Genomic DNA, 24724 nt, shown 5'->3' with positions numbered 1-24724 from the left:
CTGGGATGCAGCATATACTCACGTAAAAACACAAACTCACTTATATGAAGCTAACCTTACCTTTCTGTTGTAGGCTTTTTTTATTGTGCTTCTATCTTTTTCACGCTCTACCTGCTACAACAGTGGGGCAAAACATTGCCGAGCGAGACAAGAGTGTGGCAGCACCACCATCTGGTAAAGGCCTGGGCACTGCGATTGTTGGTGGTATTCCTATCAATCTCTTCACTGGCGCCGCTAGCCCTTCAGTTCCATTATATCAGTTACCAAGCCGCAGCCTGAGTATTCCTCTTGCATTGTACTACACCGCTGGTAATGGAGTGCAGGTAACCAGCGTTGCTTCTGAAGTAGGCACCGGATGGGCACTAGCGGCCGGCGGGAGCGTGCAGTGTGAAGTAAAAGGGCGCCCGGATGAGTTGGATACGGATGCCAAATCATGGGTTGCTGGAATCATCGACCGCACCAGTGGTACCTATCCGGCTCCAATGCTGTGCCAAGGAAAGGACTCCGAATATGATGTATATCATCTCTCCGCACCAGGGATGCAAGCTGACTTCGTGATTGCTGGACCGAACGATGTACGGGTATTAAATGAGCCGACCCTTTCAATTGGAATAATCTACTCAACTGGTACGAAAAGAATATATTCTATAACCGCTACTGATGCCACGGGAACACGCTACACGTTCAGTCATTCAGATATTACGCGCGTGCAGACTGAAACCAAGCAGTTACGCACAGGCCGTTTCTCTAGCAAAGAAGATTACAGATATACTTCATCTTGGCAACTAACCAAAATGGAGGATGCCCGAGGAGATGTGGTAAATTTTGGCTACCAATATTCTGTCGGAACTCCAGTAGTATATAAGGGTTTTTCACATATAGCACTTGCCTATCAGGAATGTAATTACCAAGAGCAGAACTGTAAAGAGGCTACCACTACTGAGGCTAGCCATATGAATAACCGTTACGAAACTACAACGACTACCCAATCAATATCGAAGGCGAACTTATCCTATATATCTACATCGGTTTGCACAGCACGTTTTTACCGTGAGCGATTTAGCCGGCGTGATGCTCCGGGCGAAAAAGCGTTGGACCGGATTGTAATATATGACTGGGATGAAAAGGTGATGAATAGTTTTTCCTTTAACTATAGTCACTTTGGCCCGAGCAATACAACCAACTCAGATGATGTACGTCTGCGTCTGGATCGAATTTCCGCTAAAAGCAGTGGTTGTTTATCAACAAGTACTGCTTTTCTATATCGCGAGTATGGTTCAACAGTTTCTCGTCGAGCCACTAACCGTGATTACTGGGGATACTTTAACGATAATGCTAGCAATGAATTGTTGCCTTTCATAGAATCCCGCTTTCCATCAGGCGACAGAACACCTTCCGCTGGTTTAACGGCTCAAAATTGCATCTTATATAAAATACAACAAGGAACTGGTGCCTATACTGAATTAACCTACGGCCCCCAAATTGATGTAACCGGTACACGGGTTGGTGGAGTTCGCTTGGAGCAAGTACGTATTTACGATGTAAACCAGCCGATTCCGGCGCAAACGGTTAGCGTAAATTATAACTCGTTTAATCCCGTTACGGGGAATCTCTCCACTACTTCATCTGCGCCAGCTGTAAAAGTCCCCCGATTTCACGATTGGCAGAAGGTACGCTGGTCAACGGCGTATCCCGGAGGATGGGGAGGCTACGGCAGGGCATTAGATATTTGCAGATTGGAAGACGACTTAATCGATAAATTCCTTTACCGTAGCAGTGAACCCATAGAGCCAGTTCCAGTCGATTTTATTCATTATCAATGGGTGACTATACAGCACGCCAATGGATCACGCAGTGCCTATAAGTTTTCAACTGCGTCGGACTATGCTGATTATTATTATGTCGGATCAGTAAAAGTAACGGCAGACCCCTATAATAAAGACACGGGTTGCTATACTGAGACTGGTGGGCTACCCAAAGAGCGGGGAGGCTTGTTAACCTGGTGTGACGGTGATCCTATGTCGCCGCGTCTGGCTGGCAATTACTTGAATCTTCCAGAAGATCAGCGCCCTTACGGTATATTAAGTAGCTCGGCTAACAAGAGGGGACATGTTCTACAGCAAGTAGAAGTAGATTCGCAAGGACGATTGATCAGCGAAACAACTAATACTTATGGCTTCTATAATTACGACAATTCCGCTTTGAAATCAGTTGTTGTAGCAAGAGAAAGGTATGCTTTTGGCTACGACATGTATAATTATTACTACAATGTCAAAGTATACAAACAAGAGCGTGATTGGATACCAATAACGCAACAAGTTATTACCCGTTATGACCAACGCCGGGGCAACGCAGGTGCTATAGCCACTCAGACGCAGTACATTTCGTATGAATACCGGAATAAATTCCTTTCGAAGGTAAAGACATCAAAGGCAGGTGATAAAAGCACTTACGTTGTTGAGTACACTCGGGTAAGTGATGGCAATGCTCCTACTGAGCTCATCAATGCCAAGAGCTATGCTACCGTGCTCAAGAAAGAAGCATATCGGCTGGATGTTAATAGTAACAAGAAGGGCTCCTTCTCTACTTATTACGAATTCCAGCCCAACGGTGGTAATTACGTATGGCCATTACGCATTGGGACAGTTGAGGCCGCTTCAGGTATTACGCAACGTCAGTACCAGGAAAAAGCTGTTGAGATGGATAGCTACGGTAATGCTGTCAATACACTCACATCAGCCGGTTTATGGACTGGCAACCTGCTTGCACACAGGGGAATGTTACCTATTGCATCCGTAGCAAATGGAAAATTCAGCAGCGGTGCGTTAGCGGCCACAGCGGGGCATACCAGTTTTGAGGACGATGACAATCCTGATTCATGGACCACTAACGTCGAATACTCAGATGAGGCCAAAACCGGCAAGCGTAGCATCCGGCTTTCACCACAACGTCAGTATGGTCCGGAAAGATTATTTGTGCTTTCCCCCGCTCAGCAGAAGGGCAAGTATAAGTTTACTTGCTGGGCAAAATTACCGGCTGGGGCCAATGCGGCTAATCTGACAGTTATAATCGGCTTAAAGAATGCTAACGGTGATTGGCTTATTTCAACGGCTACCAATCGACCTGCTTGGTATGGGGTTGGCTATACGGTTACTGATCGGCAAAAGTGGAACCTGTATACAACGACAGTCAACTTTGATGATCCTGCCGTGCGAGCAGCTATTCCTGCAGGCCAAGACGTGAGGTTACTATGTAGCACATGGATGCCTTCGGGAAACCAACCAGTGCTGGTTGATGAATTGCGATTTCACCATGAAAACGCTCGCATGAAAACTGCCACTTATCATCCGATGGTGGGGAAAACATCAGAAACTGATGAGAATAATGTAACCACCTATTACCTGTACGACGCTGAAAATCAGCCGTGGTTAGTAAAAGATGCTGATGGCAATATTCTCAAGCGAACGAAAACTAACTCAATTGCTACCTCTCGGGAAATTGAAGCTGCCGTAGCCCGTACGGGTGGTAATGCTTTCCCAGGTTCAGCGGTAGTATTCACGGCAACTGCTGAAGCCTGCGACTCCAAGATTAATTACAGCTGGAATTTTGGCGATGGTAGTACCACCAAAGGTTCTAATGTACAATCGCATACTTACGCTCAAACAGGTACGTATTCGCTCACTGTCGTAGCTGACGCACCGGATATGAACCCCGTCGAAAAAACCTTAGCAGTAGTTGTATCGAATGCGCTTAATATAAACATATCACGTGATGGTAGCGCCTACATGGATTTGTGTAATCCTCGTGGAGACGGCAATAGTGGGCAGCGTAATGTAAGTGTCACCGTAAATCCGCAGAATGGCTGCTCAGGGTATACATACCGCTGGGAAATTAAAGAGTATAACCGGCCAAATGGAACATGGGGAGAATGGAACGACGCGGGCAATAACAGTCCTATATTCCGCTACGATCATTACCAGGTCAGGCGTATCCAGGTTCGATGTACAGTGACCGATGTCTGCGGCAACACGATCGAGTACGAAGACTACTTTGATACGTATGCCAGCAGCACTAACAACTGCGAGACAGTTATCGATTTGCTTGAATCTTCAAATAAGTAGAGTAATGAAATCAATTGTATTGTTTCTGCTAATCCTGTTGGTGCTGGTAACACCTATCTACTGCCAGGTCCAGCCTACAATCATCGCTAACGGCCCCCTGGAGCTCGCCCCTACTAGCTCCGTTACGCTATCGATTTTGGGCTTCACCCAATACCGCTGGACGCGCAATAACGTCGATGTAGTGAGTACGCAGTCATCCATTATTACCGGCACTCCTGGTTATTATCGGGTTGAAGTATCCAATGGGGGTATATGGCAGGTATCGAGTCCCGTTAGGATAACCGTCCGCCCCGGAACTGGCAGTGCCGACAAAAGCTATTCTCAGGAAGATGTTGTGTTGCAAGAAGGGATTCTCTCAGAGGCCGATATTGACCTAGCGCAAACTAAAAGGGGGCGCACACTCACCTACCTGGACGGGCTAATGCGTCCTACGCAACAAATCGTTGTCAGGGCCACTGCGGAAACATCTAGTGCGCCAAACGGACTCGATATGGTGCAGTTCTATGAATACGATGCCATTGACCAGCAGCCTCGTTCATATCTACCCTACGTAGGAGGCAGCGATGGGTCTTTCAAGTCCAATGCCTTAGCTGAACAGAGAGCATTCTACTCGAACTCCGGTCCGGCAAAGACTGCTCGAGTAACGAATAACTTGACTTACGCCGAAACAGTGTTCGAAGACACACCTGGCGGTAGTGCAATTGAGCAGGGCGGGGCTGGCACCTCGTGGCAGGTAGTTAAGGATGCGAATGGCAAATCAACATTTCAAGGCCATACAAAGCGAATGCTCGCCCGGGGCTCAACAGGAGGAGAAGTGGCAATCTGGTCATATACCCCCGGGGCAGAGGGGTTGATTGGTACAGCCTCTTTCACATTCGACGCGCCTGGCTCCATTAGCGTTACTCAACTTACAGATGAGGATGGTAAGCAGAGCTGGAAATACACAAATTCTCTCGGGCAAATTGTAGCAACGGAGACACTGGCAAGCCCTAGAAACTATTTGACCACTGCTACGGCCTACGACGAGGCCGGCCGTATCGTGATGACCATGTCCCCGGAGGGCGTCAAGCGGGCCGTCAACAGCGGGGAAGCACTAAGTACTGAGTTTCTGGCGCGTTGGGCCTTTCTTTATCGTTTTGATGCGCTCGGTCGAGCAATTGCTAAAAAGGTCCCTGGCAAAGAGTGGGAATATACAATATATGATCGTTGGAATCGGGCTGTGGCTTCCCAGAGTGGTAATCAACGCCAGCAAGGGAAATGGGCTTATACTAAATATGACGAATTAAATCGCCCCATCATTACAGGGCAAATAACTGATTCGCGCAGTCAACAAGCGCTAAGTGATGCCCTTGAGGCAGGCATTAATGCTGGCACCTTTTCCCGGTATGAGCTTAAAGCTAACACGGCCACGAGTACAATTCGGATTGGTTACAGCCGGGATCGTAGTTTTCCAATCAACCCTCCGAGTAACGAACTGCTTACAATCAGTTATTACGATGATTATAGCTTTCTCAACGGCAGCCAGGATAAGCTTCGCTATTATCAGGAGTCAGCTGGCGACCTGAGTATACCAGCTCTAGCTTCTACATTGACGATAGGCCTTCCCACAATCAGCCAAACCCGTATTCTTGGCTCTACTGCTTGGCTAACCTCTGTTATCTATTACGACGATAAGGCCCGTACCATTCAGATCAAAAGTGAAAACCAACTTGGGGGAGTAGAGCGGCTTTCCACTGAATACGATTACGCTGGGAAAGTGCTCAAAAAGTATACTGCCCATAACCTCAGGAATAATACGCCGACTCATACTATCCTTTACCGCTATACTTATTACAGCAACGACAGCCCTAATGAGCTATTTGTGCAGTTTAATAAAAATGCTGGCGGAAGTGAATTATTGCTATCTAAAAAGGAATATAATGAGCTAGGGCAACTAGTGGATGACAAGCTAGGTCGTAAAAATTCACCTAGCCCTACTTATTTGCAATCTGTCGATTACCGCTATAACATTCGTGGTTGGTTGACGCACATTAACAACCGTGATTTACAATCGGGAGTGGCTACCAATGAAGATAGCGATGCTGAAGGGGATTTATTTGGCTTCGAGTTGAAGTATGATACCGACTTACAAACTAATTCTACAACTGCCCATTATAACGGTAATATTGCTGAAAGTTTATGGCAAAGTAGACGAAATCTAAAGATGCGTGGCTATGGTTACCATTACGATAATGCTAACCGTATCACAGGCGCCAATTACTCAGCTTACTACTATACTGGTAGTGCTTGGGGCTGGAATGGCGAGAAAGATGACGCGGCAGGTATGGGCCGGTTCACTACGAGTGACATCGAGTATGACATGAACGGCAATATCACCCGGATGAACCGGGTAGGGCATAAGTCGACCGTTTCAAATCAGGCCATATATGGTCCTATTGATCAACTGCATTATAGTTACGGTACAGCAGGCGGTAACCAGTTGCGGAGCGTAGTAGATAAGGCAGGGCACTCCAGCGCACCCAATGATTTTGAGGACACTGCCTCCTCGGGTGATGAGTATTCCTATGATTGGAACGCGAATATGACCCAAGATAGTAACAAGGGGATAACTGTAGACTATAATGAACTGGACTTACCTCGATTAATTCAATTCAACAATGGCAATAGTATCTCTTTTACTTACACAGCGGCCGGTGAGAAATTAACTCAGGCATATAGTAACGCTACATATGACTATGCAGTCAACTATGTAGGAGGGTTTGTATACGGTCAAGGGCCCTTGTTGACGATAGCGACGCCAGTTGGGCGGGCTCTTTACGGTTCTACGCCGGATAATAGCACCCAGCGCTGGATGCAGGAGTATCATATCCGTGACCATCTTGGTAACCTGCGGTTGGCTTTCCGCGACGAGGGCCGTAACGTTCAGCGCCTAGTTGCTACCATGGAGCAGGTCAATGCCGCAGAGGAAGAAAAGCATTTCGATAATCTTACTGCTACGCGCCAGCTCGACTCTGATCATTCCCGCACCGGCAGCTACGCGGCCCGTCTTAACGCGGGTCAGAACCAGCGCATGTTTGGCCCCAGTGCTTCCGTAAAGGTTAACGCCGGCGACAGTGTGAACTTTGAGGTGTACGGGCGATATGATATTCGCTATAAGGCAAGCCTATGGCCAGCCATTTTACCAATTGCGGCCGCAGCCAACACGCCAACCATCACCGCAACCAATGATAGTCGCTCTACCACTCGGCGTGGTCTGCTACCCAAGCTGGCGACCGGCATCACACTGGCTTGGACGGCGCTGCCACACTTATTCGAGCGCCGCCAAGAAACGCCCAGAGCCAGCATCAAATACGACCTTTACGACCAAGATAGCAACTTCGTCGCTTCCGAGACACGGTACCTCGACCACAGTGCCGCCAATGAGTGGCAGCGGCTGGAAGTTGGCTTTAAGGCGAAGGAAAATGGGTATGTGCTTATCTCACTGCAGAACGCCACTGCTGAGGATGTATGGTTTGACGATGCGGAATTGCGCACGACGTCAGACATGATCGTACAGGAGAATCACTATGATCCGTGGGGCCAAAATCTGGTAAACATTGAATATGAAGGTACTCCAAATGAGCAGTGGCAGTACAGCGACAAAGAGCGTGTTAACGAAATAGGCTGGGCAGATTATGGCACCCGCTATTATGATTCGCAGTTGGGCCGGTGGCACACTCCTGACCCAGCTGATCAATTTACCTCTCCATACATAGGTTTAGGAAACAATCCTATTGTTGGAACAGATCCCGACGGACGATTCTGGAATGTAGTAATTGGAGCTGTCGTCGGTGCCTATTCAGGATATAAAATTGGACAAGCAAAAGGTGCTTCTGGTTGGTCACTCTTTGGCTACACAGCAGCAGGTGCTGGAATTGGGGCCCTTACCGGCGGTTTTGGGGGACTTATTGCTGGCTCTGGCGCAGCTTTTGCGAATACTGGCAGTATCGTCTTTAGCTCATACTCCGCTAGTATGGGAATGAAGATACTTAGTGGAGGTAGTACTCCATTATCTGTCGGGTTTGGTGCGGCATCTTATAACTTTGACAGGGGTGAATTTGGCTTTCTAGGAAAAAAAGGAAATTCTACTATAGAAAATATTGGTTATGGGTTAGGGGCCTTCACTAATATTTCTGACACATATGGATTTGTTTTTGGCGGAACGGAAACTGTTGATCTAGTCTCTTCCGGGCATAGCAAAATAATGAAAGACGGAAATTTTTTGTATGACTTTGGAACAGATCTCAAAGGCTGGGAGAGTATTTTAGGTGACGGAAAACAGCTTGGTGATGCATTCAAAAAGGCAAGTAGCACCAATGACTATTTCTTGACAGGCAAAGAAGCAAATCTGACGGATGGTTTAGTAGCAACTGGTCGCCATCAGTCCGTTAGAGGAGTCAATTTAACCAAATTAGCTACATACAAATATGCAACAGAAGGACGAAATGCATATAGTCTGGCGGGGATAGTACCAATTGGTTCAAGAAACTGTTCAGCAGCATCTTCAGCAGCATTTTTACATGCTGGGGTATTTAATATACCTTTTGGAGTACCTGGTGTTTTGAGTTTTCAAATGTTTTTACGCCAGTATAGCCCCGTAGTATCTTCATTACTCAAAAAATGAAATATCTAAAGCACCCCATACTAATTCTATTTTTCATTGCTTTGTGCACTTCCTCAAGTAGTGCGCAAGGCAATGAAAATAGATTAGCATTAAAAAAAGGCTATATAACCATTGATACAAAAGACAGGTGTCTATATTTAGATACCATACAAGTAGAGAATACTAAATCAATCCCTTCCACTTTGGTTTATATTAATAATTATATTATTGGAATAGGAGGTTGTGGGCAAATATATAAGTCTTTATTAAATGAAAGGACCGCAATTATTAAAGCCACTTATAGCCCAAGAATATGTGGAAACGTAAGCAACGTGTCCGAATGCTTTATTTCTTCACCCTCTGATGAAATTATTTTTATAAGTGTAACCGACGGCTATCTTTCAAAGAAAAAATATGATGTTGTTAAAATAGATTTGTCTAAGGATAAATCTAATATAATATATTCATCCTTAGATGTAAAATGCATTGAATATTCTAACAATTTTTCACAGGTGCTTATTCATAAAAATAATGGTGAAATAACAATAATTAAACTTTAGATTATGAGGATGATTACTTAGCATAAATTGGGCATCAGGACAATTAGCGGTTTGGTTTTCAGCTTTCGTGATACGTCGTCAGGATATTAGATGGTCTAGCTACTGAGGTGGTCTAGCCAAAACGGCCAGTGAGAAGTCTTGCCTTCCACTGCCCATGACCGAGAAACTGAATCCTGGCGGCTTGCCCGCTACGCGCAAGAAATATGCGCCGGCTTTCAAAACCGGGTGCGTGCGCCAAGTAGCGGCCGGTGCCCGCCAGACGGACGAGGCCCGCGCCAGAGTACTTCACCGGCCTTGCTGGGCCGCTGGCAGCGCCGAGCGCGACGAAATCAGGCAGTTACGCGCCGCGCTCAAGCGCGTGGAAATGGAGCGTGATATGTTAAAAAAAGTCGTGACCATCGGAATGCTTTAGCCGCGTTATCCCAACCGCCTCAATCATGCGGCAAACACGGCGCGCGGCAAAGCCTGAGCCGGCGCGGCAACTGCTACGACAGTGCCCACGCCGAATCGTTTTGGAGCCGCTTCAAAGCCGAATTACTCGACGGCGGCTGCTTTCTCTGGACCGACCGAAGCCAAACTCGAAATCAGCCACCACACCGCCTACTACAACACCGAGCGGCGATATTCTTCGCTCGGCTATCTTACTCTCAACCACTTCGAAATGCACCTTCAAACAGCGTCCCAACTCTGTTCGGCTCAGCTAGACCACCTCACATTTTCGATTATCTTTACTATTAAATATGCTCCGGCAAAATCAACAAACCTTTTATACCTATGAAAATACTATTACTCACCTTATGCGCACTGTTACTGCTAACTATGCCACTACAACTACGCGGCCAAAACTATCCGGATTTAGTGCTAGTAGCGCCGTTTTCTTTGCCCACAATAGTCACCGCCGGCGAAACATACCCAATGTCGGCAAGTATTCGCGTGAATGGTAGTCCAGGAGCGGGTGCTCAGTTTAATTGTATCGGCTACTATTTGTCGTCGGATGCCAGGTGGGATGCTACTGATACTTATTTGGGAATTAGCTGTCAGGGACTGTTGAATGCTGGACAGTCTGGGCCGACTTCCATTGTAGCCACAATTCCGACTCTGACAACTGCTGGAAGCTATTACATAGTATTAGTAGCTGACCCGCTCAACGCCGAGCAGGAGCAAGACGAAACCAACAATGTCGTCAGTTTTCCAGTAGAGGTAATTTCAGGTGGAGTATCGTTACCGGATTTGGAATTGTGGCGGCCATCCATCTCCTTTAATAGGGTGCCGGTAGGGGGCGTCACTGGTGCTTTTGGTTTTATCTTTAATCGCGGGGCTAGTGCCGTAAGCGTCTATGAAGTGGGTTTTTACCTGTCAACAGATAGTCTCTTCTCAGCTAACACGGATATATTTATAGGGCAGATCACGGGTGGAAGTCTCAATGGCACCAGTAATGGGTCAACTGGTGATGGTACGTTCTTTTCGGCTCCTTTGCTTCCCGTGCCAAGAGGTACGTCCCCGAGCAACTATTACCTGCTACTAGTGGCAGACCCCCGCAATCTGATAGCCGAATCAAATGAGAACAATAATACGCGGGCGCTGCCGCTGACAGTAACTGGTAACGTGTTGGCCGCCGCTGCAGCTACCCCGGTTGAGGCAGTCCAATTATACCCCAACCCCATTAGCCAAGGCGCTAACTTGACGCTCCGATTAGAAGGGGCAACTAGTAAGCCCGTGAAATTACTGCTGTTAGATCCATTGGGCCGCTCAATAAGGCAGCAAATACTACCCCCTGGCCAGACGGAAACAATTATCGAAACAGCCTACCTGCCGTCAGGACTTTATTTGCTTCATTTAACAGCCGAGAACATGCATGTGGTTCGTCGCGTGCAGGTTAAGTAAGGCCATATAACGATTTTGCAAACTATTAGCCCACGTTTATGCCTATCCTGCATGGTGGCCGCAGTGCTTGAACCAGCCGAGCGCATCGGTGCTTGTCTTTCTCCTAAAATAGGTTGACCATCAATCCCCAGTAGGTGGAACACTTATTTCTCCTTCGCCAGCAGGCCCAAGAGCTGAAAATCTGCCAGATGGTCGAAGAAATCAGCTTTGGTCGCCACACCATCGCATCGGTCATGAGTAAGTACTAGGTGCGCACCCGTTCGACCGTGACCAACTAGCTCAAACGGGTTCAGCAGGAAGGGCAGCAGCGTACGGAGGCCATGGGAAATGCCGACAAGAATGAGGTGGTCCTGTTAGGCTGGACAGTTTAGGGCGGTAGTTGGAAGAAGTTGTTGGTGGGCGTGATAGCGGGTCTGATAGTCGATGGCCGAGTGCAGCCTTTCGTGATTATAGTAGTCAAAACAGTCGGCCACGCTAGTCTGGGCGTCGGCCAGATCAGCTAAAACGGGCCACTGCCGGAGTTCGAGCACCTCTGTTTTGAGCCGCGACCACAGGCTCCCGGCCTGGGAATTATTGTAGCACTCGCCCTGGCGGCTTTGTGAGCGCACCGCCCCGTGCCAAGCCAGTAGGGCACGGTAAGCATTGGCGCAGCACTGGCCGCCGCGGTCGGAGTGCATGAGCAACTGCGGATTGGGCGGTTGGGAGAAAAAAGCTCGCTGTAAGGCCGTGGTAACGAGCTCTTCGGGCATGGTGGCCAGCACGTGCTAGCCCACTACCTGCTTGCTGGCCATGTCCTGGAAGGCGCACAAATAGGCCCAGTCGCCGCTAGCCAGCGGTAAATAGGTAGTGTCCGACACCCATACCCGGTTGGCCTGGGTGGGGGTGGGCTGGTCGAGCAGCCGGTTGGGCGAGCACCGCAGCCCGTAGGTTGAGTCGGTCGTGCGCGGGGTGTAGGCCTTGGGTTGCAGCGCGTGCAGGCCCCGGCGGCGCATGGCCGTGCGCAGGCGCTGGCGGCCCACCTGATGTCCTTTGTGGCGCAGCGCGACTTGTAAGCGGCGCGCGGCGGCGTAGCGGCGTTTATGGTGCCCAAAGACCTTCACCAAGGCCGTTCCCAGGCGGGTGTTGCCGGCCCTGTGGCCGGCTGTTATCGGGCCAGCCGGGCGTAATAGCCGCTGGTCGACATGCTCAACACCTGGCAGCGTTGGCCCACCGGATGCTAGGCGCGCTCGGCGGCGATAAAGCGGTAACGGCTCATGGTGTCAGCGGGGTCACGGAGAAGATGGCAGTGGCTTTTTTTAAAATGGTCAGCTCCTGCGCCTGCTGCCGGTTATCAGCCCGCAATTGGCGCAATTCGGCCGCCGTGGCCGGGCCCAGATGCGCTCCCGCGGCGGCGGAAGCGGGCGTTTGTGCCGCTTTTTACCAGTCGTAAATCAGTTTGACGCTGATATTGAGGGCGCGGGCAGCGGCGGGCGCCGAGCGGCTTTGACTGGCCTGGCGCAAGGCCTCAGCACGGAAGACGGCCTCGTACTTGACCCGCTTGTCGATTTATTCGGTTGGACTCTTCGGCATGGCAAAGAAAATATACCACCCAATTCTGTCTTGGTTGACTAGACCACCTCAAACCGTTCACGAAAATCCTATAAGTCCCCACCTAACTAGCCTCCCGTGCCCCCCCATCACTAACTAAAGGCAGTTACTTCAATCGGCGCTAAAATCAACGTTCGTCCCTAGAATAACTGTGTTGGTGTATTAAGTAAGAGTGGTCTGTATTCGCGGCCTAAGTTTACTCTACTTAATCACCCAGCCAAGCAAGCGGCTTTTCAGTATTTTCTAAATTCCGTGATACCGACCTGAATCATGACAAGAAAATCAGCCCAAAAAAGTATTGTAACTCCATTTTCGTTGGCAACCTAACCGCCGCGCAGGATACGGATCTATAATTAGCTACGCGTCCGCTATAGCGGTTTTGCGAACAGTATGTATCGTGCTGGAGATGAGACGTAATATTTTGCATTTCGTCGTTGACCGACAGTAGGCGCCGGGTAATATTAGCAACAAAGAGACGCAAAATTTGCGTCTTTACGACAGGGTAAACCGTTCATGGAACTACTATACACCGTTCACGAAATCGCTATAAGTATCGTTGATTAAAAATAATAATTTTAGAAGCATGACGTGCCGCTGAAATAATACACATTTGGATCTTCCAACCCTTCATTTTCCCAACCCTTCATTCTTCCAACCCTTCATTTTCCCAACCCTTATGAAAGCCAGAAAAAGCAATTTGATAGTATTACTAGGCATAGCGTCGTCATTCGCTATCAGTAGCTGCTCCGAAAAGCAAGATATGCAGCCATCTACGCAAGTAATGGAAAGCAAATCCGATCATCAAGTAGTTAATGGTCGACTCGTTTTTGCAGACCAGAAGGCCTTCGAGCGTACCATTAGTAATTTAGAAGGAATATTAGCAGGAAAATCCAGTGCCGAGAAACTCGATGCTTGGGAAAGCAATTTGAATTTTGTGTCACTAAGAAAGTCTTCTTTAAAAGAATCTAGTCACTTAGAAGAATTAGATTTACAGGGCAGAGAAGCGCCATCTTATGAGCTGATGAGCAAGTTTGGCTTTCCAACTGATTATGCAACTATAATTAACCCAAAGGGTGAATACCAAATAGGAAGCAAAATTTATTGGTTTGATAATGGATTTAAGTATGAAGTATCCTCTGATGAGGAGTTAGTATTGATTAAGGCTGATCCTAGTTTAGCAAATATTAAATACCAAGCTGGGTCAAAATTTGTTGAATTAAATAACAAAAACACGAAAGCACAAACTCAAAATTATGACTTGACATATGCGAATAACAACCCGTATTGTGATGATAAATATGTCACACCAACTTTCTTTTATAAGGGGGATTCAGGTAGTAAAAGAAGAATTATATATGGTATAAGTGTATATACGGAAGACTTAGGGTATAATCCTGGTCCGATAATTCAGCGGTCGTTCAATACTGCGTTAATTTTAAGAATTAAATATGAATATCTCAGTGGCAGAAAAAATAAATGGTATCCACAGCAAAATGAACCTTTCACTTGGGCAGTAAACTTCACGGCCTCTGGAGGTCCTTCCGTCCCGTATCCGGCCCCAGGTGGCAGTTCCGGTATGCCCCTAGGCTACCAAAATCAAAGTGAGACGTATTCTAACGGACTTAAGGATATAGTTTTAGGGAGATCGTACGTAGTTGGATTAGCTACTGGTATCGTTGATACATTCCCTAACGATGTAACTTGGACCTTTACTATTAATGGCTCAATTACTGGATACCCTACGCAGGATATAGCGAATAAATATACTGTGAATGGGAATGATATATGGTAAATAGTAAATAGTTTTAACAGACTACGTTAAAGGGCGAGGTAATTAGCAGTCGACTGCTAATTACCTCGCCCTTTATAGCGGTTTCGAGAACGGTTTACCCCGCTATTGCGCGGATTGGATATGATAGCCGCAATGGTCAAACCAGTTGTGCGCATCTTGGCTGGTAATCCAGCTGATGACCTCTTACCGGGCCTGCTCCACGGGGCTGAAGTCGGGGGAGTAGGGCGGCAGAAAGAGCACTTCCACACCCCGCTCGGCCAGCCAGCCAACCACGCCCGGCAGTTTATGCACCGAGATATTATCCCGCACCAGTACATCGCTCCGTCGCAACGTGGGGGCCAGACATTCAGTGACGTACCAGGCAAAATTCACGTAATTCAGGCTCCCCTCCAGCAACTGCACTGCCCCCAAGCCCCGGACCGACCGCTCCCCAATCAGCGTCAGCGAGCGGCCACGCGTCAGCGGCACCACTCGGCCCACCCGCCGCTCGCCTTTGGCCCGAGCATAGCGGCGGCAGTAGTCTAGGCGCAGGCCCGTCTCGTCGAGAAAATGAAAGCGGGCCACATTGGCCCGCGTGCAAACGGTCTGCACATGCGCGGCCCGGGCTTGGCGCACGCGCGCAGTGGCGCGCGCAGTGGCGTGATTACTTTTTTTTCGGCGCAACCCCTGTTCCTGGAGCACGGTCCAGATGCTGGTCGGGCCCACCGGGCGGCCAAATTCGGCTTGCCAGGCGGCGTTCAACTTGGCCAGCGTAGCATCGGCGTGTTAGCCCACGTGAGCCACGAGCCACGCCTGCTCGGCGGGCGAAATGGCCCGCGCCGGGCCGTTGCTGGCGGGAGCCGGGCTGCGCACACGCGGCCGCGACACGAGTGCGCAAACCCAAGGAATAGGGTTTCACATCTTACTCTACAGAAGGCCTCATGAAAGGATAAACGGTTCGCGAAACCGCTATAGGCCGAACAGACGTCGACAAACGACTCTTGCTCAACGCCTTCTTATGGCTCGCATGCCCTGTTTGTGCTTGCCAAAGCGCTGCCCGCCCACTTTGGCAAGCACGACACGCTGCGTAAACGCAACTGGCGCTGGGCTCAGAAAGGAACTAGGCAACGCTTATCATTTGCGCACTCTTGGGCTTCGCAAATGCCCGTACTGCTTGGCGGGTGCATAAACAATGCTTTGGAAAGCATTTTAGGCTACTAGCTCGGTTACTTCTTGATCATCGCTAACATGTAGTAAGGGACCTATGCCGGCATTAAAGACCCGATCGTTGAGAATTTGTAAAACACTGACTTTATTGCTGGCGTTGATCAGCAGGCAGAGGCTGTTGACGGACCCGCCATATGAAATCATGTGCAAGTCGATATTGCGTAGCGCATTAAACACCAGTTGCGGTCCATCGTAGCTGCTACGCACCAGCTGCTGCCCTACTACGCATACCACGCTCACATCGCGAACAACAGTTACGTGGCCGAGTTTCTGAAGATCGGCCACGATGAGCGGCATAGCATCCACCTCCTCTACGGCGAGCGAAACGGCAGTCTCGGCAGTGGCAACTAAGTCAATGGTTGTATGGTGGCGCTTAAAGATGTCAAATACCGCATGCAGGAAATCATATGCCACGATGCGGCGGTTGGAGCAGACTTTAAGCACGAGCAGCCCATCTTTAACTGATACGGCCTTAATGCCCCCAGCATGGCCACGTGAGGAGATCAGCGTACCGGGAGCTTCGGGTTGCATGGTATTGAGCAGGCGTAGCGGAATGCCATGCTCCCAGGCTGGTAAAACCGAGCAAGGATGCAAAATTTTAGCCCCGAAGTACGCCAACTCCGCCGCTTCGTCAAACGATAACTCCCGGATGGGGTAGGTCCCTTTAACCACCCGTGGGTCGTTGTTATGCAGCCCATCGATATCGGTCCAGATCTGAATTTCAGAGGCCCGGACAGCTGCCCCAATCAGAGTAGCTGAGTAATCGGAGCCCCCGCGTTTGAGATTGTCGACACATTTTTTGGCATCCCGACAGATGTATCCTTGGGTGATAAAACACTGACATTCAGGGTAGTTGCTGAGCATATCAGTCAGCTGATTTTCAATAAAGCTGGCATCTGGTTCGTGGTCAGGCCGCAGACGCATGAATTCCAGTGCTGGCAGCAGCACCACTGTTTGGCCGAGAATACCAGTTAGATAGCGGTGAAATAGTAACGTGCTCAGCAATTCCCCCTGGGCAAGTATAATTCGTTCGCTAGTCAGAGTGGGCAGTAAAGGCAGTAGCGCGTCGATAGCGTCAAAGCAGGTATCGACAGCGAGCAGGGCATTAGCCAGCACGGCCGCATCGGGCAGTAGCTCGCGGGCGACGCCATGGTAGTGGACGCGCAACCTGTCCAACTGCGCGGCCGCGGCGGGGCGGTGGCCCGCGTAGAGTTGCTGTACGATAGTTGCCAGCACGTTGGTGGTGCCGGACATAGCCGATAGCACGACGATATGCGGGCCGTCGGTGGGCAGTAGCGCCGGCAGCATCCGCATCCGCTCAGCTGTGCCAACGGAGGTACCACCAAATTTCAGAACTTTCATCATGGAAAAGAGGCTGAGTCAAGGGTAAATAAAGAGTCAGCTAGTCAGGGCTGACGCGATTGTTTTCTTCTTCACTGGCCGAACGGCGCTCCTTAATTTTTACTTTCTCCCCGCGGTTGAAGCGATAAGTGAAGTTGAGTTTCACAGCGCGCGACTGCCAGGTATTGCGCAGATACACGTCAACCCCCTGATATTGGCTTACGCCCTCAAACCGGTTCGTGGCGAACAGGTCAGTAGCGCTCAGGCGCAGGGTACCGCGCTTCTCGAGTATGGCCTTGGAGATGCCAACTGCTACCATTCCGAAAGGCCGCTGAATGAAAGTGCCGGCCACTGAACGGGAGGTGTACCAGCCCGCTAGTTCAAAGCCCCAGCCATTGTCAAGTTTTACTTGGTTGAGCACATTACCTTTGAAGGTGGTGGCTCCGATCGCGAAAGGCTGATCATTAATCCGCCCGCGAAACTGAGTATTGGTCAATTGGGCGTCTAGGGTTGAAGTCAACACTTCACCTATTGGTAACTCGGTGCTCACGCTAATGCCGCGTACTAGGCGACTGCTTAGGTTTTCGGGCCGTTCAAAAGCTTGTTTGCCTTCCTGGCGAAATACGTCCTGAATAATATCGGCCGTGCGGCTGTAGAGCAGGGTGGTAGTCAACAGCCCTTCTTTTAGGGTGTGGGTTAACTCCGCATTATGGCTAAATTGGGGCTGTAATAGCGGGTTGCCTTCCTCATAAGTGTATTGGTCCAAATAGACCCGGAAAGGGTTAAGATCCCCATATTCCGGACGTTCGATCCGTCGCCCGTAGCTCAGGCCCAACTGGTTGTTGTCGTTGAGCTTATAGCCGACCAGAGTAGAGGGAAACAGCTGGGTATAGTTGCGGGTGAATGCCTGGCCGGTACGGCGCTGCTCGCCCCGGGCATGGGTTTGCTCCAGTCGTAGGCCCAATTGCAAAGTCCAGGCCCCCGTTTCTTGGTTATAGGCGGCGTAGGCCGCATTGATATTCTCCTTGTACAAGAAGCGGTTGCTGCGCCCTTCTGCGTCAGTCCAGACGCCGGTGTTCCAGCTGGCGTAAGGGGCATCGTTATCGGTGGAGACGTAGCTGGCTTTCAAGCCTAACTCCAGCTTACGGGCGCTCCCGAGCGGCTGCACATAATCAGTACGGGCCGTGTAAATGGCAATGCTACGGTCAATTCCCTGCCGGAACCGCCCCGTACTCAGCACGCGCCCGTCTTCGGGGTTGGTCAGCAGATTAGTGAAATTCTGCGTTAGCGCCGAATGATACTGCACATAGGCCAAATCGGCTGACAGTTCACGGCCGGTCGTGTCGAACGTATGCTGTAGGTTCAGTGAGCCCCCCAGGTTCTGCCATCGGCCCTTGGCCTGAGCCGGCGACTCGATCGCTGAGAGCAACTGATTATTAGAGTTCAACAACCCACTATGATTATCGGTAGAGGAGCGATTGGGGTTATGATAGCCATTGACACTCACGCCCAGTAGCGTATTGCGGCCTAGTGCATAATCAAGACCTAACTTGGCATTGAACGTCTGGTTGGAAGTGCGCATGTAAGTGTTCTGCTCGTAGAGAGCAGTATCGGCCACGCCACTCAAGCCCTGCAAGCGGCGCCGGCTATAAAAATCCTGGTAGCCTTTGCGTACTCCCGCTCCAAGCGAACCATAGAGGGTAAGGGCATCCTTGCGGTAGTTTAGGTTGGCAGTGGGCACCACTCCGTAGTAGCGACCCTGCGTGTAAGCCACTGAGGTAGTGCCGCTGAAGCCTTTGACCTGGCTACGAACCGTTTTTATGTTGATGACGCCATTGCCGGCCGCATCATATTTCGCCGAGGGGTTGGTCATGATTTCTACCTGGCTGAGCTGGTTGGACTGCATACTGCGCAGCATGGCAGCCAAATCGGTACCCGATAAGTAAGTTGGCCGCCCGTCGATGTATACAGTTACGCCCTCCTTACCGCGAAGAGCGATGTTGCCGTCCTTGTCCACTGCTACTCCCGGCGACTTTGCCAGTACTTCCAGCACGTTGCTCCCCGCATTGGTTATGGAAGCGTCCACGTTGATGATGGTACGATCAAGCTGCCGTTCCACCAAGGGCTTTTGAGCCGTTACCCTTACCTCCCCGAGCATATGATCGATTTCGACCATGAGCACCGTTGGGCCTTTTTGCTGTTCCTGGTTTAGGTCAAACGGCTCGGAAGTCGCTTCCTGGTAACCGATGCTCGTGACCAGCAAGGCGTAGTGGCCATAGCCGATGTCGGCCAGCTCATACCCCCCCTCTGTGTCAGTGAGAGCAATTTTGGCGACGTTCAGGTCCCCTACTTTCCGCAATACTACCGTAGCGTAGGGTACAGGCTTTTGATTTTTGTCGATTACTGTTCCAACAACGGTTCCGCTGGCCTGCTGCGCCCAACCAGCGCTGGGAAGCAGTAATAGGCCGCATAACAGCCAGACGACAATAAATAATGATTTCATGAGTGTGAGGTTAACAGTTGGAAGGAATGGCGTCCGGACATTGCGTCGACACCCGTGTTGAGGTGATTGTGCTGAGGTGGTTATGTTCAGCTTCTTGGAGCAGCGTGGTCACGGTAGTCAGTACCGATTCGATGCGTAGGCCGGGGACCTGGGTACAGAGGCTGGCTACGTAGCCAGCCGGGGTTGGCAGCGGGAAGTAGTACCATTGCTCAGATGGGCCTGTCGCGGGCTGATAGCGGCAGCCCTTGGCTTGCACGTACACGTCTTGCAGACGCAGGGCCGAGACCAAGCCTACACCTTTGGCCTTTAAAAAACTTTCCTTTTGCGTCCACAGCTCGCAGAAGGCCCAACCCATACCAGCTTTAGCCAGCAACTGTTGCTCATCTGGGCGCAGGAAGTGTTGGAAGTCCTCCAGTGCATAGGACTGTACCTGTTCTACATCAAGCCCCACGCGGTGACTCGTAGACAGTGCGCAGGCCACGAGCGTACCCGCATGGGAAATGCTGAAGTCCACTGGCAGGGGTAAACGGGGTTTGCCCAGCGCGTCACGGTAGAGAGATTGCAGTGTGTCAGCGGGATAGCCACAGCGTAAAAGCAGATGTTTCACCAGCAGCTTGCCTAGTAGCGCTGCATGTTGATCCTGCCACCGGTGGAAGCGTAGGGCCTCCTGCCGCAGAGGCGGCGGCAATGCCTGCAGCAGGGCAGCAAAGACGGGCCCAGCCAGCCGTTCTGGGAAATGGAGGCTGGCGTAAAGCATCATGACAGCGCGGGCTGGGCCGCTGTAACCACTTGCTGAATCAAGCCAGCCAGTACGTGAAACTGCTGCTCAATAAAGAAGTGATTGCCCGGTAAGCGTAGCTTACCGATTGGCTCCATGGTTTCACGGCTCCACTCATCCAGGTCGCTTTCAGCGAGTCCTTCGGCGGTACCAGACACAATCGTCAGGGGGACGGAATAAGGCGTAGCGGGGCGGTAGGCGTGCAATTCTAAGGCCTGAATGTCAGCCCGAATAATTGGCAAGCAGAAACTCATCAGCTCCTCGCTGGCCAGCACCTCCGGCGGTAAACCGCCGAGTTTCATCAACTCCTGGGTCAGTAAGCCGTCGCTGAGGCGGTGGCGGTTTTTCTGATAACGCTCCTGGCAGGGAGCGGCACACCCGCTAATCAGAAAGTGCATGGGTAGCTCGGCCCCAACTCGGGCCAGATGGCGCAGCAGTTGGTGCCCTAAAACACCGCCCATGGAATGCCCGTACAACACGAACGGGGCACCGTTACGCTGGACCTGCAACTGCTGCGCCAGATCGTCCACCATACGGTCCAGGTCAACGAGCAAATCCTCGGTTACGCGTTGGCCCCGACCGGGTAACTCCAAGGCCACATGCTCGATATTGGCGGGCATAAAGCGCTTTATGCCCTGATAGGAATACCGGCCACCGCCGGCGTACGGAATACTAAAGAGTTGGATCTTTTTCATGAGAAACATGGCTGTAGAGCCGAGAAAGACGGTTGAGTATGGGTAGAGCGAACCAGCTGCTGCAAGTGGCCCGGGCCGGCTAATGGTTAGCGCGGCGGCGGCAGGACGCTCAGGGTAGTTTTGCGGCTTTTGATCTGCTCCAGCTGCTGGAGGAAATCGGGGAGCCCGTCGCCGCCATTAAACGCTTTGCGGTAGCCAGCCAGCTCCAGCTCAACGGCGTAGAGATGCGAGAGCGTGGCGTCGGTGCTCAGTTTGCCGCCAATGAAGAAGGGCGTATCGGCTAAGCCAGGTACTTTCCGGGTTTCGGTGATGAGTGCTTTGCCTTCGATGAAGCCGTGACCATTGATTGTGGACACTACGACTACATCGGGGTTGTGCTTCAAACAGGCGCTGGCCAGCAGGTCGTAAGGCACGCAGGGGCCGAGGTTTATGACTGTGAAACCGTTCTCCTCGAGCAGCAGCTGCATGAAGATAAGATTCCAGTTATGCGCATCGGAGGGCACTGTAGTCAGCAGAGCAAGAGCTTTCATAAGTAAAATGCAAATGGTGGAGGGGGATAAAACATGGGTAGTCGCCGGCCCCGTATCAGGCCAATGCGGGCACTTTGGCGTCGAATCGCAATTGATTGTAGGACAGCATTTTGAACAAATCGCCCGAGCTAAGGCGGCCGCTGGCAGCTCTGGTAGTGTCCACCAGTTGGCGGGGGAAGGGAATATTTCCCGTAGAGGCCCAGCCCGTGTATCCATTAGCCTGAATTCGGGCATAGGAGCGGCCGTAATTGTTGGGGTGCAGGCAGAAGGGCAGGTCCCAATAGCCTTTGGCAAAGGCGCGCTGCATAGCCTGGCCGATATCGGCGCTCAAGTTGAGCAACGTATCGAGCAGAAAGCGGGCCTCGGCCATAATGACGGCAGCAGCCTGCTGCACCTGCGCTTCGTCGACAAAGAAATCAGCGCTCTGACAGGCCGAGTAATAAGACCACTCCAAGGCATTGAGGTTATCCTCTACCAAAGGAATCTGATGGGCCTCTTTCACCGTCTTGACAATAAGGCGCTCAGCCCCACCCAAGCGGGCAATTTTGGCACTTTCCTCAATCAGGCTTCGAGCACCGTGGTAAGTTTCCGGGAACTTGCCCATGAAGGTGTAGAAGACGATGTGCCAGCTCTCGTCACGGCCGAGTAGTTCCTCCCCGAGTTGGCGCAGCACGCGCAGGGCGGCAATGTCTTGCTGCCCGTGGGTGCCCTGGGCCAGACTCAAGGAGAGCAGCTTCAACCCGTTCTGACGAAAAAAAAGCGCTTCTGCCAGCGTAATGGCAACGAGTATGGAGGGGGGGCAGAGCTGCCCCATCATGCAGCCGCCGAAACTCTCGATGTGATAGGTTTCGCCAGCATCGACAAAAAGGCGGGTACAGCGGGCCCAGGATTCAATGCTCAACTCTAGCGGTACCCGGCCATAGGGCAGGCAGTAGGAAATGGGCCCGCCCTCAGTAGCATCAAGGCCGGCACGAATGGTCGCTTTGAAGATTTCTTCGGGCAGGGAGCTGCCGTGACGAACCTGGACCGGAAATTCCGGCCCGCGAATACCAGCCAGTAAGGCGCGGTTATCGTCGTCGGAGTAAGTAACGATGGGATAGCCGTTGAGGGTCTTGCCATTCGCTACGGCGTGACGGGCACTGGTAAAATCGCCGGTGCGAGTGAAGCTGTCAAGGGTAATGGTACCGATGCTGGGTACGGGAGCATGCGCCACCGCCTGCAGCCCCTGGCGCATCCGAGCTGCATCGCTGAAGCCCATGCGTGGCTGGACAACTAGCTTCCCCTGCCGGGCACAGCGGGTAACGAATTCGTGAAAGTAGGCTGGACTTGCTCGCATAGCAAAATAGGTGTTTTTGGTTGAAGGGGGCAATAAATGGCCGTCCTTAGTATGCCTCAGCGACCTCGGTTACCCCAGCCAGCGGCTCCATGCGGGTGTCGGCGGCGATACGGCCGTAATCGAATTTGAGCACGCGACGAGCGCAGTCGAAATAGGCATCGTCGTGGGTGACGGCAATGACAGTCTTGCCCGCCAAGCGGAGTTCAGGAATGATTTTGGTGTAGAAGAAGGCCCGAAACATGGGGTCCTGCTCCGCGGCCCATTCGTCGAGTACCAGAATGTCGCGGTCTTCGAGCAGCGCATTGATAAGGGCTAGGCGCTTCTGCTGGCCTTTCGAGAGATTTACCTTTAACTTGGTTTCTGTGGCGCTTAGTGGGACGACTTCGGTCAACTGCATCTTCTTGAGCAGGGCCACCAGACGGTGGTTACCGGTCGTCAGATCCAAACGGTTGTAGTTTTCTCCGAACAAGTGACAGTCGGTGAAAATGGCGCAGATCTGGTTGCGATAGTGCGGATACTGATTCGCATCGATGCGGTGGCCGTTCAGGTAGATGTTGCCCGACAGTGGCAGGTAGAGGCCGGTCAGCAAGTTGATGAAAGTGCTTTTTCCCGACCCGTTCCCACCAGTCACGAAAATGCTCTCCCCGCGCTTAATTTCCAGGTTTAGCGGCAGCAGGCGGAAGGTCTGGTCACGCTTGTCATCGTAATATTCAAAGGTGACATTTTCAAAGCGCAGGCTCTCAAACTCTTGAGCCTGGCCGGGGGCTGGTAGCGTGCCGTGGCCGGTGCGTACGGCCGCATAGCCATCGATAACCTCATTGAATTCCTGCAGGCGCTCCAGCGCGATCCGCATTTGGAAAAACTCATGCATTTCGCTGATGACCACATTGGTAGGCCCCATCAGGTAAAGCAGCGTTATTACGAAGCTGCTGCTCACGCGGGCGTCGGTATGCAGCAGCACGGGTAGCAGGAAAAGTACCAGCCCGATGCCCAGATACCAGGAATAGGCGCCCAGCAACTCGTTCATCATGTGACGCACCAGCGTGCGCACGGTCAGGGTTTTAACTTTGTTCCGGTTGTGGGTAAGGTAGTCGTGGTAGAGTACGTCGCTTCGATCAGTGCTCATCTTCACCTCCTTAAAGCCGCGCAGGAAGTCATTGACGTTGCGCTGGTACACCGTAGCCAGGTCGCGGGCCGCATTCAAGTCGCGCTGAATGGCCTTGCTGCGCAGGTTATAGAACACGATCAGCACGGCCAGGACGGCCATTATGGCCAGCGCGCCGGCCGAGTTAATGTAGAGCAGGTAGCTGATGCCGATGAGTACCATCACGGCGGCGTTAAAGCTCTCAATGAAGGCCTGGGGGAAACGCTGCAGAGTGGTCACGTCGCTCATCGCCGTGCGTACGCGCTCCTCGCCCAACTCCTGATAGTCCTCGAAATTGGTAAAGCGCAGGCGGTTAAAAATGGAGAGGTTTAGCTCGTTGCCCAAGTCGTAGGTGAGCGTGATCATGTAACCCTGAAAGAAGCGGGCCATGCTGAAGGCGGCTACAATGAGGACGACGTAGGCAACCCAATCGTAGTCATTGAAGAAGGGCAGCGGTTCGCCGTTGATCTTATGGTTGATCAGGATTAGCAGCGAGCTAGCCCATACACTGTTGATGAGCCCGAGCAGCAGCAATAGGGCGTAGAAGTACTTCGACTTCTTCTGAAGAATTTGAAACAGTTCCATGGGTATTTAGCGGGGGATAG

General features: G+C 51.2%; 17 protein-coding genes. 6 read left to right on the top strand and 11 right to left on the bottom strand.

The genetic code is table 11. From position 1 onward, the window contains the following. The first annotated feature begins 44 nt into the window (after positions 1–44). The 5 genes from BMY67_RS16360 to BMY67_RS16345 all read left to right on the top strand — a co-directional run bounded on the left by BMY67_RS16360 (position 45) and on the right by BMY67_RS16345 (position 11207). Entirely contained in the window at positions 45–4121 is a 4077-nt protein-coding gene (locus tag BMY67_RS16360) for a PKD domain-containing protein (RefSeq protein ID WP_092773888.1), read from the top strand. Between the two features lie 4 nt (positions 4122–4125). Continuing rightward, positions 4126–8784 (top strand): DUF6443 domain-containing protein, encoded by a 4659-nt coding sequence (locus BMY67_RS16355; RefSeq protein ID WP_177189886.1) that lies wholly within the window; start codon positions 4126–4128, stop codon positions 8782–8784. Continuing rightward, positions 8781–9323 carry a hypothetical protein gene (locus BMY67_RS19080; protein ID WP_143069872.1) on the top strand — a complete coding sequence of 181 codons (543 nt, stop codon included), beginning with the start codon at positions 8781–8783 and terminating at the stop codon, positions 9321–9323. Before BMY67_RS16355 ends, BMY67_RS19080 begins: the two co-directional genes overlap by 4 nt. Before the next feature lie 154 nt (positions 9324–9477). Beyond that, positions 9478–9735, top strand: a complete 258-nt coding sequence (locus BMY67_RS16350) for a hypothetical protein (RefSeq protein ID WP_092773648.1) — start codon at positions 9478–9480, stop codon at positions 9733–9735. 362 nt (positions 9736–10097) lie between these two features. Continuing rightward, positions 10098–11207, top strand: coding sequence for a CARDB domain-containing protein (locus tag BMY67_RS16345; RefSeq protein WP_092773646.1), 1110 nt, complete (start codon positions 10098–10100; stop codon positions 11205–11207). A gap of 353 nt (positions 11208–11560) precedes the next feature. On the opposite strand, the gene BMY67_RS16340 is transcribed toward BMY67_RS16345, so the two are convergent. The 3 genes from BMY67_RS16340 to BMY67_RS19850 form a co-directional block, all read right to left on the bottom strand. Beyond that, entirely contained in the window at positions 11561–11956 is a 396-nt protein-coding gene (locus tag BMY67_RS16340; RefSeq protein WP_143069871.1) for an integrase core domain-containing protein, read from the bottom strand. Between the two features lie 15 nt (positions 11957–11971). After that, positions 11972–12310 (bottom strand): hypothetical protein, encoded by a 339-nt coding sequence (locus tag BMY67_RS16335; RefSeq protein ID WP_143069870.1) that lies wholly within the window; start codon positions 12308–12310, stop codon positions 11972–11974. A gap of 313 nt (positions 12311–12623) precedes the next feature. Further along, positions 12624–12752 carry a transposase gene (locus BMY67_RS19850; RefSeq protein WP_177189903.1) on the bottom strand — a complete coding sequence of 43 codons (129 nt, stop codon included), beginning with the start codon at positions 12750–12752 and terminating at the stop codon, positions 12624–12626. Positions 12753–13470: 718 nt separating this feature from the next. On the opposite strand from BMY67_RS19850, the gene BMY67_RS19075 reads away from it, so the two are divergent. After that, on the top strand, positions 13471–14586 hold the full coding sequence (locus tag BMY67_RS19075; protein WP_177189885.1) for a hypothetical protein: 1116 nt from the start codon (positions 13471–13473) through the stop codon (positions 14584–14586). Between the two features lie 183 nt (positions 14587–14769). Here the strand turns inward: BMY67_RS19075 and BMY67_RS16330 are convergent, their stop codons facing one another. The 8 genes from BMY67_RS16330 to BMY67_RS16295 form a co-directional block, all read right to left on the bottom strand. Continuing rightward, positions 14770–15201 carry a transposase gene (locus tag BMY67_RS16330; RefSeq protein ID WP_177189884.1) on the bottom strand — a complete coding sequence of 144 codons (432 nt, stop codon included), beginning with the start codon at positions 15199–15201 and terminating at the stop codon, positions 14770–14772. Between the two features lie 573 nt (positions 15202–15774). Further along, positions 15775–17154 carry an aspartate kinase gene (locus tag BMY67_RS16325; RefSeq protein WP_092773886.1) on the bottom strand — a complete coding sequence of 460 codons (1380 nt, stop codon included), beginning with the start codon at positions 17152–17154 and terminating at the stop codon, positions 15775–15777. 40 nt (positions 17155–17194) lie between these two features. Next, a complete protein-coding gene (locus BMY67_RS16320; protein ID WP_092773638.1) occupies positions 17195–19636 on the bottom strand; it encodes a TonB dependent receptor in 2442 nt (813 codons plus the stop codon). A 10-nt stretch (positions 19637–19646) separates the two neighbouring features. After that, complete coding sequence (locus BMY67_RS16315; RefSeq protein ID WP_092773636.1) at positions 19647–20396, bottom strand: 4'-phosphopantetheinyl transferase family protein; 750 nt, start codon at positions 20394–20396, stop codon at positions 19647–19649. Next, entirely contained in the window at positions 20393–21109 is a 717-nt protein-coding gene (locus tag BMY67_RS16310; RefSeq protein WP_177189883.1) for a thioesterase II family protein, read from the bottom strand. Before BMY67_RS16310 ends, BMY67_RS16315 begins: the two co-directional genes overlap by 4 nt. Positions 21110–21195: 86 nt before the next feature. Then, positions 21196–21639 carry a cobalamin B12-binding domain-containing protein gene (locus BMY67_RS16305; protein ID WP_092773632.1) on the bottom strand — a complete coding sequence of 148 codons (444 nt, stop codon included), beginning with the start codon at positions 21637–21639 and terminating at the stop codon, positions 21196–21198. 55 nt (positions 21640–21694) lie between these two features. Then, positions 21695–22975: a hypothetical protein gene (locus BMY67_RS16300; protein ID WP_092773630.1), complete on the bottom strand. Its 1281-nt coding sequence runs from the start codon at positions 22973–22975 to the stop codon at positions 21695–21697. Between the two features lie 46 nt (positions 22976–23021). Next, on the bottom strand, positions 23022–24704 hold the full coding sequence (locus BMY67_RS16295) for a cyclic peptide export ABC transporter (protein WP_092773628.1): 1683 nt from the start codon (positions 24702–24704) through the stop codon (positions 23022–23024). Positions 24705–24724: the final 20 nt, after the last annotated feature.

The organism is Hymenobacter actinosclerus (assembly GCF_900111515.1).
GTDB classification, from domain to species: domain Bacteria; phylum Bacteroidota; class Bacteroidia; order Cytophagales; family Hymenobacteraceae; genus Hymenobacter; species Hymenobacter actinosclerus.
The sequence above is the reverse complement of the archived record's forward strand: the minus strand, read 5'-3'. Positions and strand labels throughout refer to the sequence as shown.

What these genes read in the sequence shown, in the direction of transcription:
- BMY67_RS16360 (WP_092773888.1), top strand. Translation starts at nt 45, where the DNA reads ATGAAGCTAACCTTACCTTTCTGTTGTAGGCTTTTTTTATTGTGCTTC.
- BMY67_RS16355 (WP_177189886.1), top strand. Translation starts at nt 4,126, where the DNA reads ATGAAATCAATTGTATTGTTTCTGCTAATCCTGTTGGTGCTGGTAACA.
- BMY67_RS19080 (WP_143069872.1), top strand. Translation starts at nt 8,781, where the DNA reads ATGAAATATCTAAAGCACCCCATACTAATTCTATTTTTCATTGCTTTG.
- BMY67_RS16350 (WP_092773648.1), top strand. Translation starts at nt 9,478, where the DNA reads ATGACCGAGAAACTGAATCCTGGCGGCTTGCCCGCTACGCGCAAGAAA.
- BMY67_RS16345 (WP_092773646.1), top strand. Translation starts at nt 10,098, where the DNA reads ATGAAAATACTATTACTCACCTTATGCGCACTGTTACTGCTAACTATG.
- BMY67_RS16340 (WP_143069871.1), bottom strand. Translation starts at nt 11,956, where the DNA reads ATGCCCGAAGAGCTCGTTACCACGGCCTTACAGCGAGCTTTTTTCTCC.
- BMY67_RS19075 (WP_177189885.1), top strand. Translation starts at nt 13,471, where the DNA reads ATGAAAGCCAGAAAAAGCAATTTGATAGTATTACTAGGCATAGCGTCG.
- BMY67_RS16325 (WP_092773886.1), bottom strand. Translation starts at nt 17,154, where the DNA reads ATGAAAGTTCTGAAATTTGGTGGTACCTCCGTTGGCACAGCTGAGCGG.
- BMY67_RS16320 (WP_092773638.1), bottom strand. Translation starts at nt 19,636, where the DNA reads ATGAAATCATTATTTATTGTCGTCTGGCTGTTATGCGGCCTATTACTG.
- BMY67_RS16315 (WP_092773636.1), bottom strand. Translation starts at nt 20,396, where the DNA reads ATGATGCTTTACGCCAGCCTCCATTTCCCAGAACGGCTGGCTGGGCCC.
- BMY67_RS16310 (WP_177189883.1), bottom strand. Translation starts at nt 21,109, where the DNA reads ATGAAAAAGATCCAACTCTTTAGTATTCCGTACGCCGGCGGTGGCCGG.
- BMY67_RS16305 (WP_092773632.1), bottom strand. Translation starts at nt 21,639, where the DNA reads ATGAAAGCTCTTGCTCTGCTGACTACAGTGCCCTCCGATGCGCATAAC.
- BMY67_RS16300 (WP_092773630.1), bottom strand. Translation starts at nt 22,975, where the DNA reads ATGCGAGCAAGTCCAGCCTACTTTCACGAATTCGTTACCCGCTGTGCC.
- BMY67_RS16295 (WP_092773628.1), bottom strand. Translation starts at nt 24,704, where the DNA reads ATGGAACTGTTTCAAATTCTTCAGAAGAAGTCGAAGTACTTCTACGCC.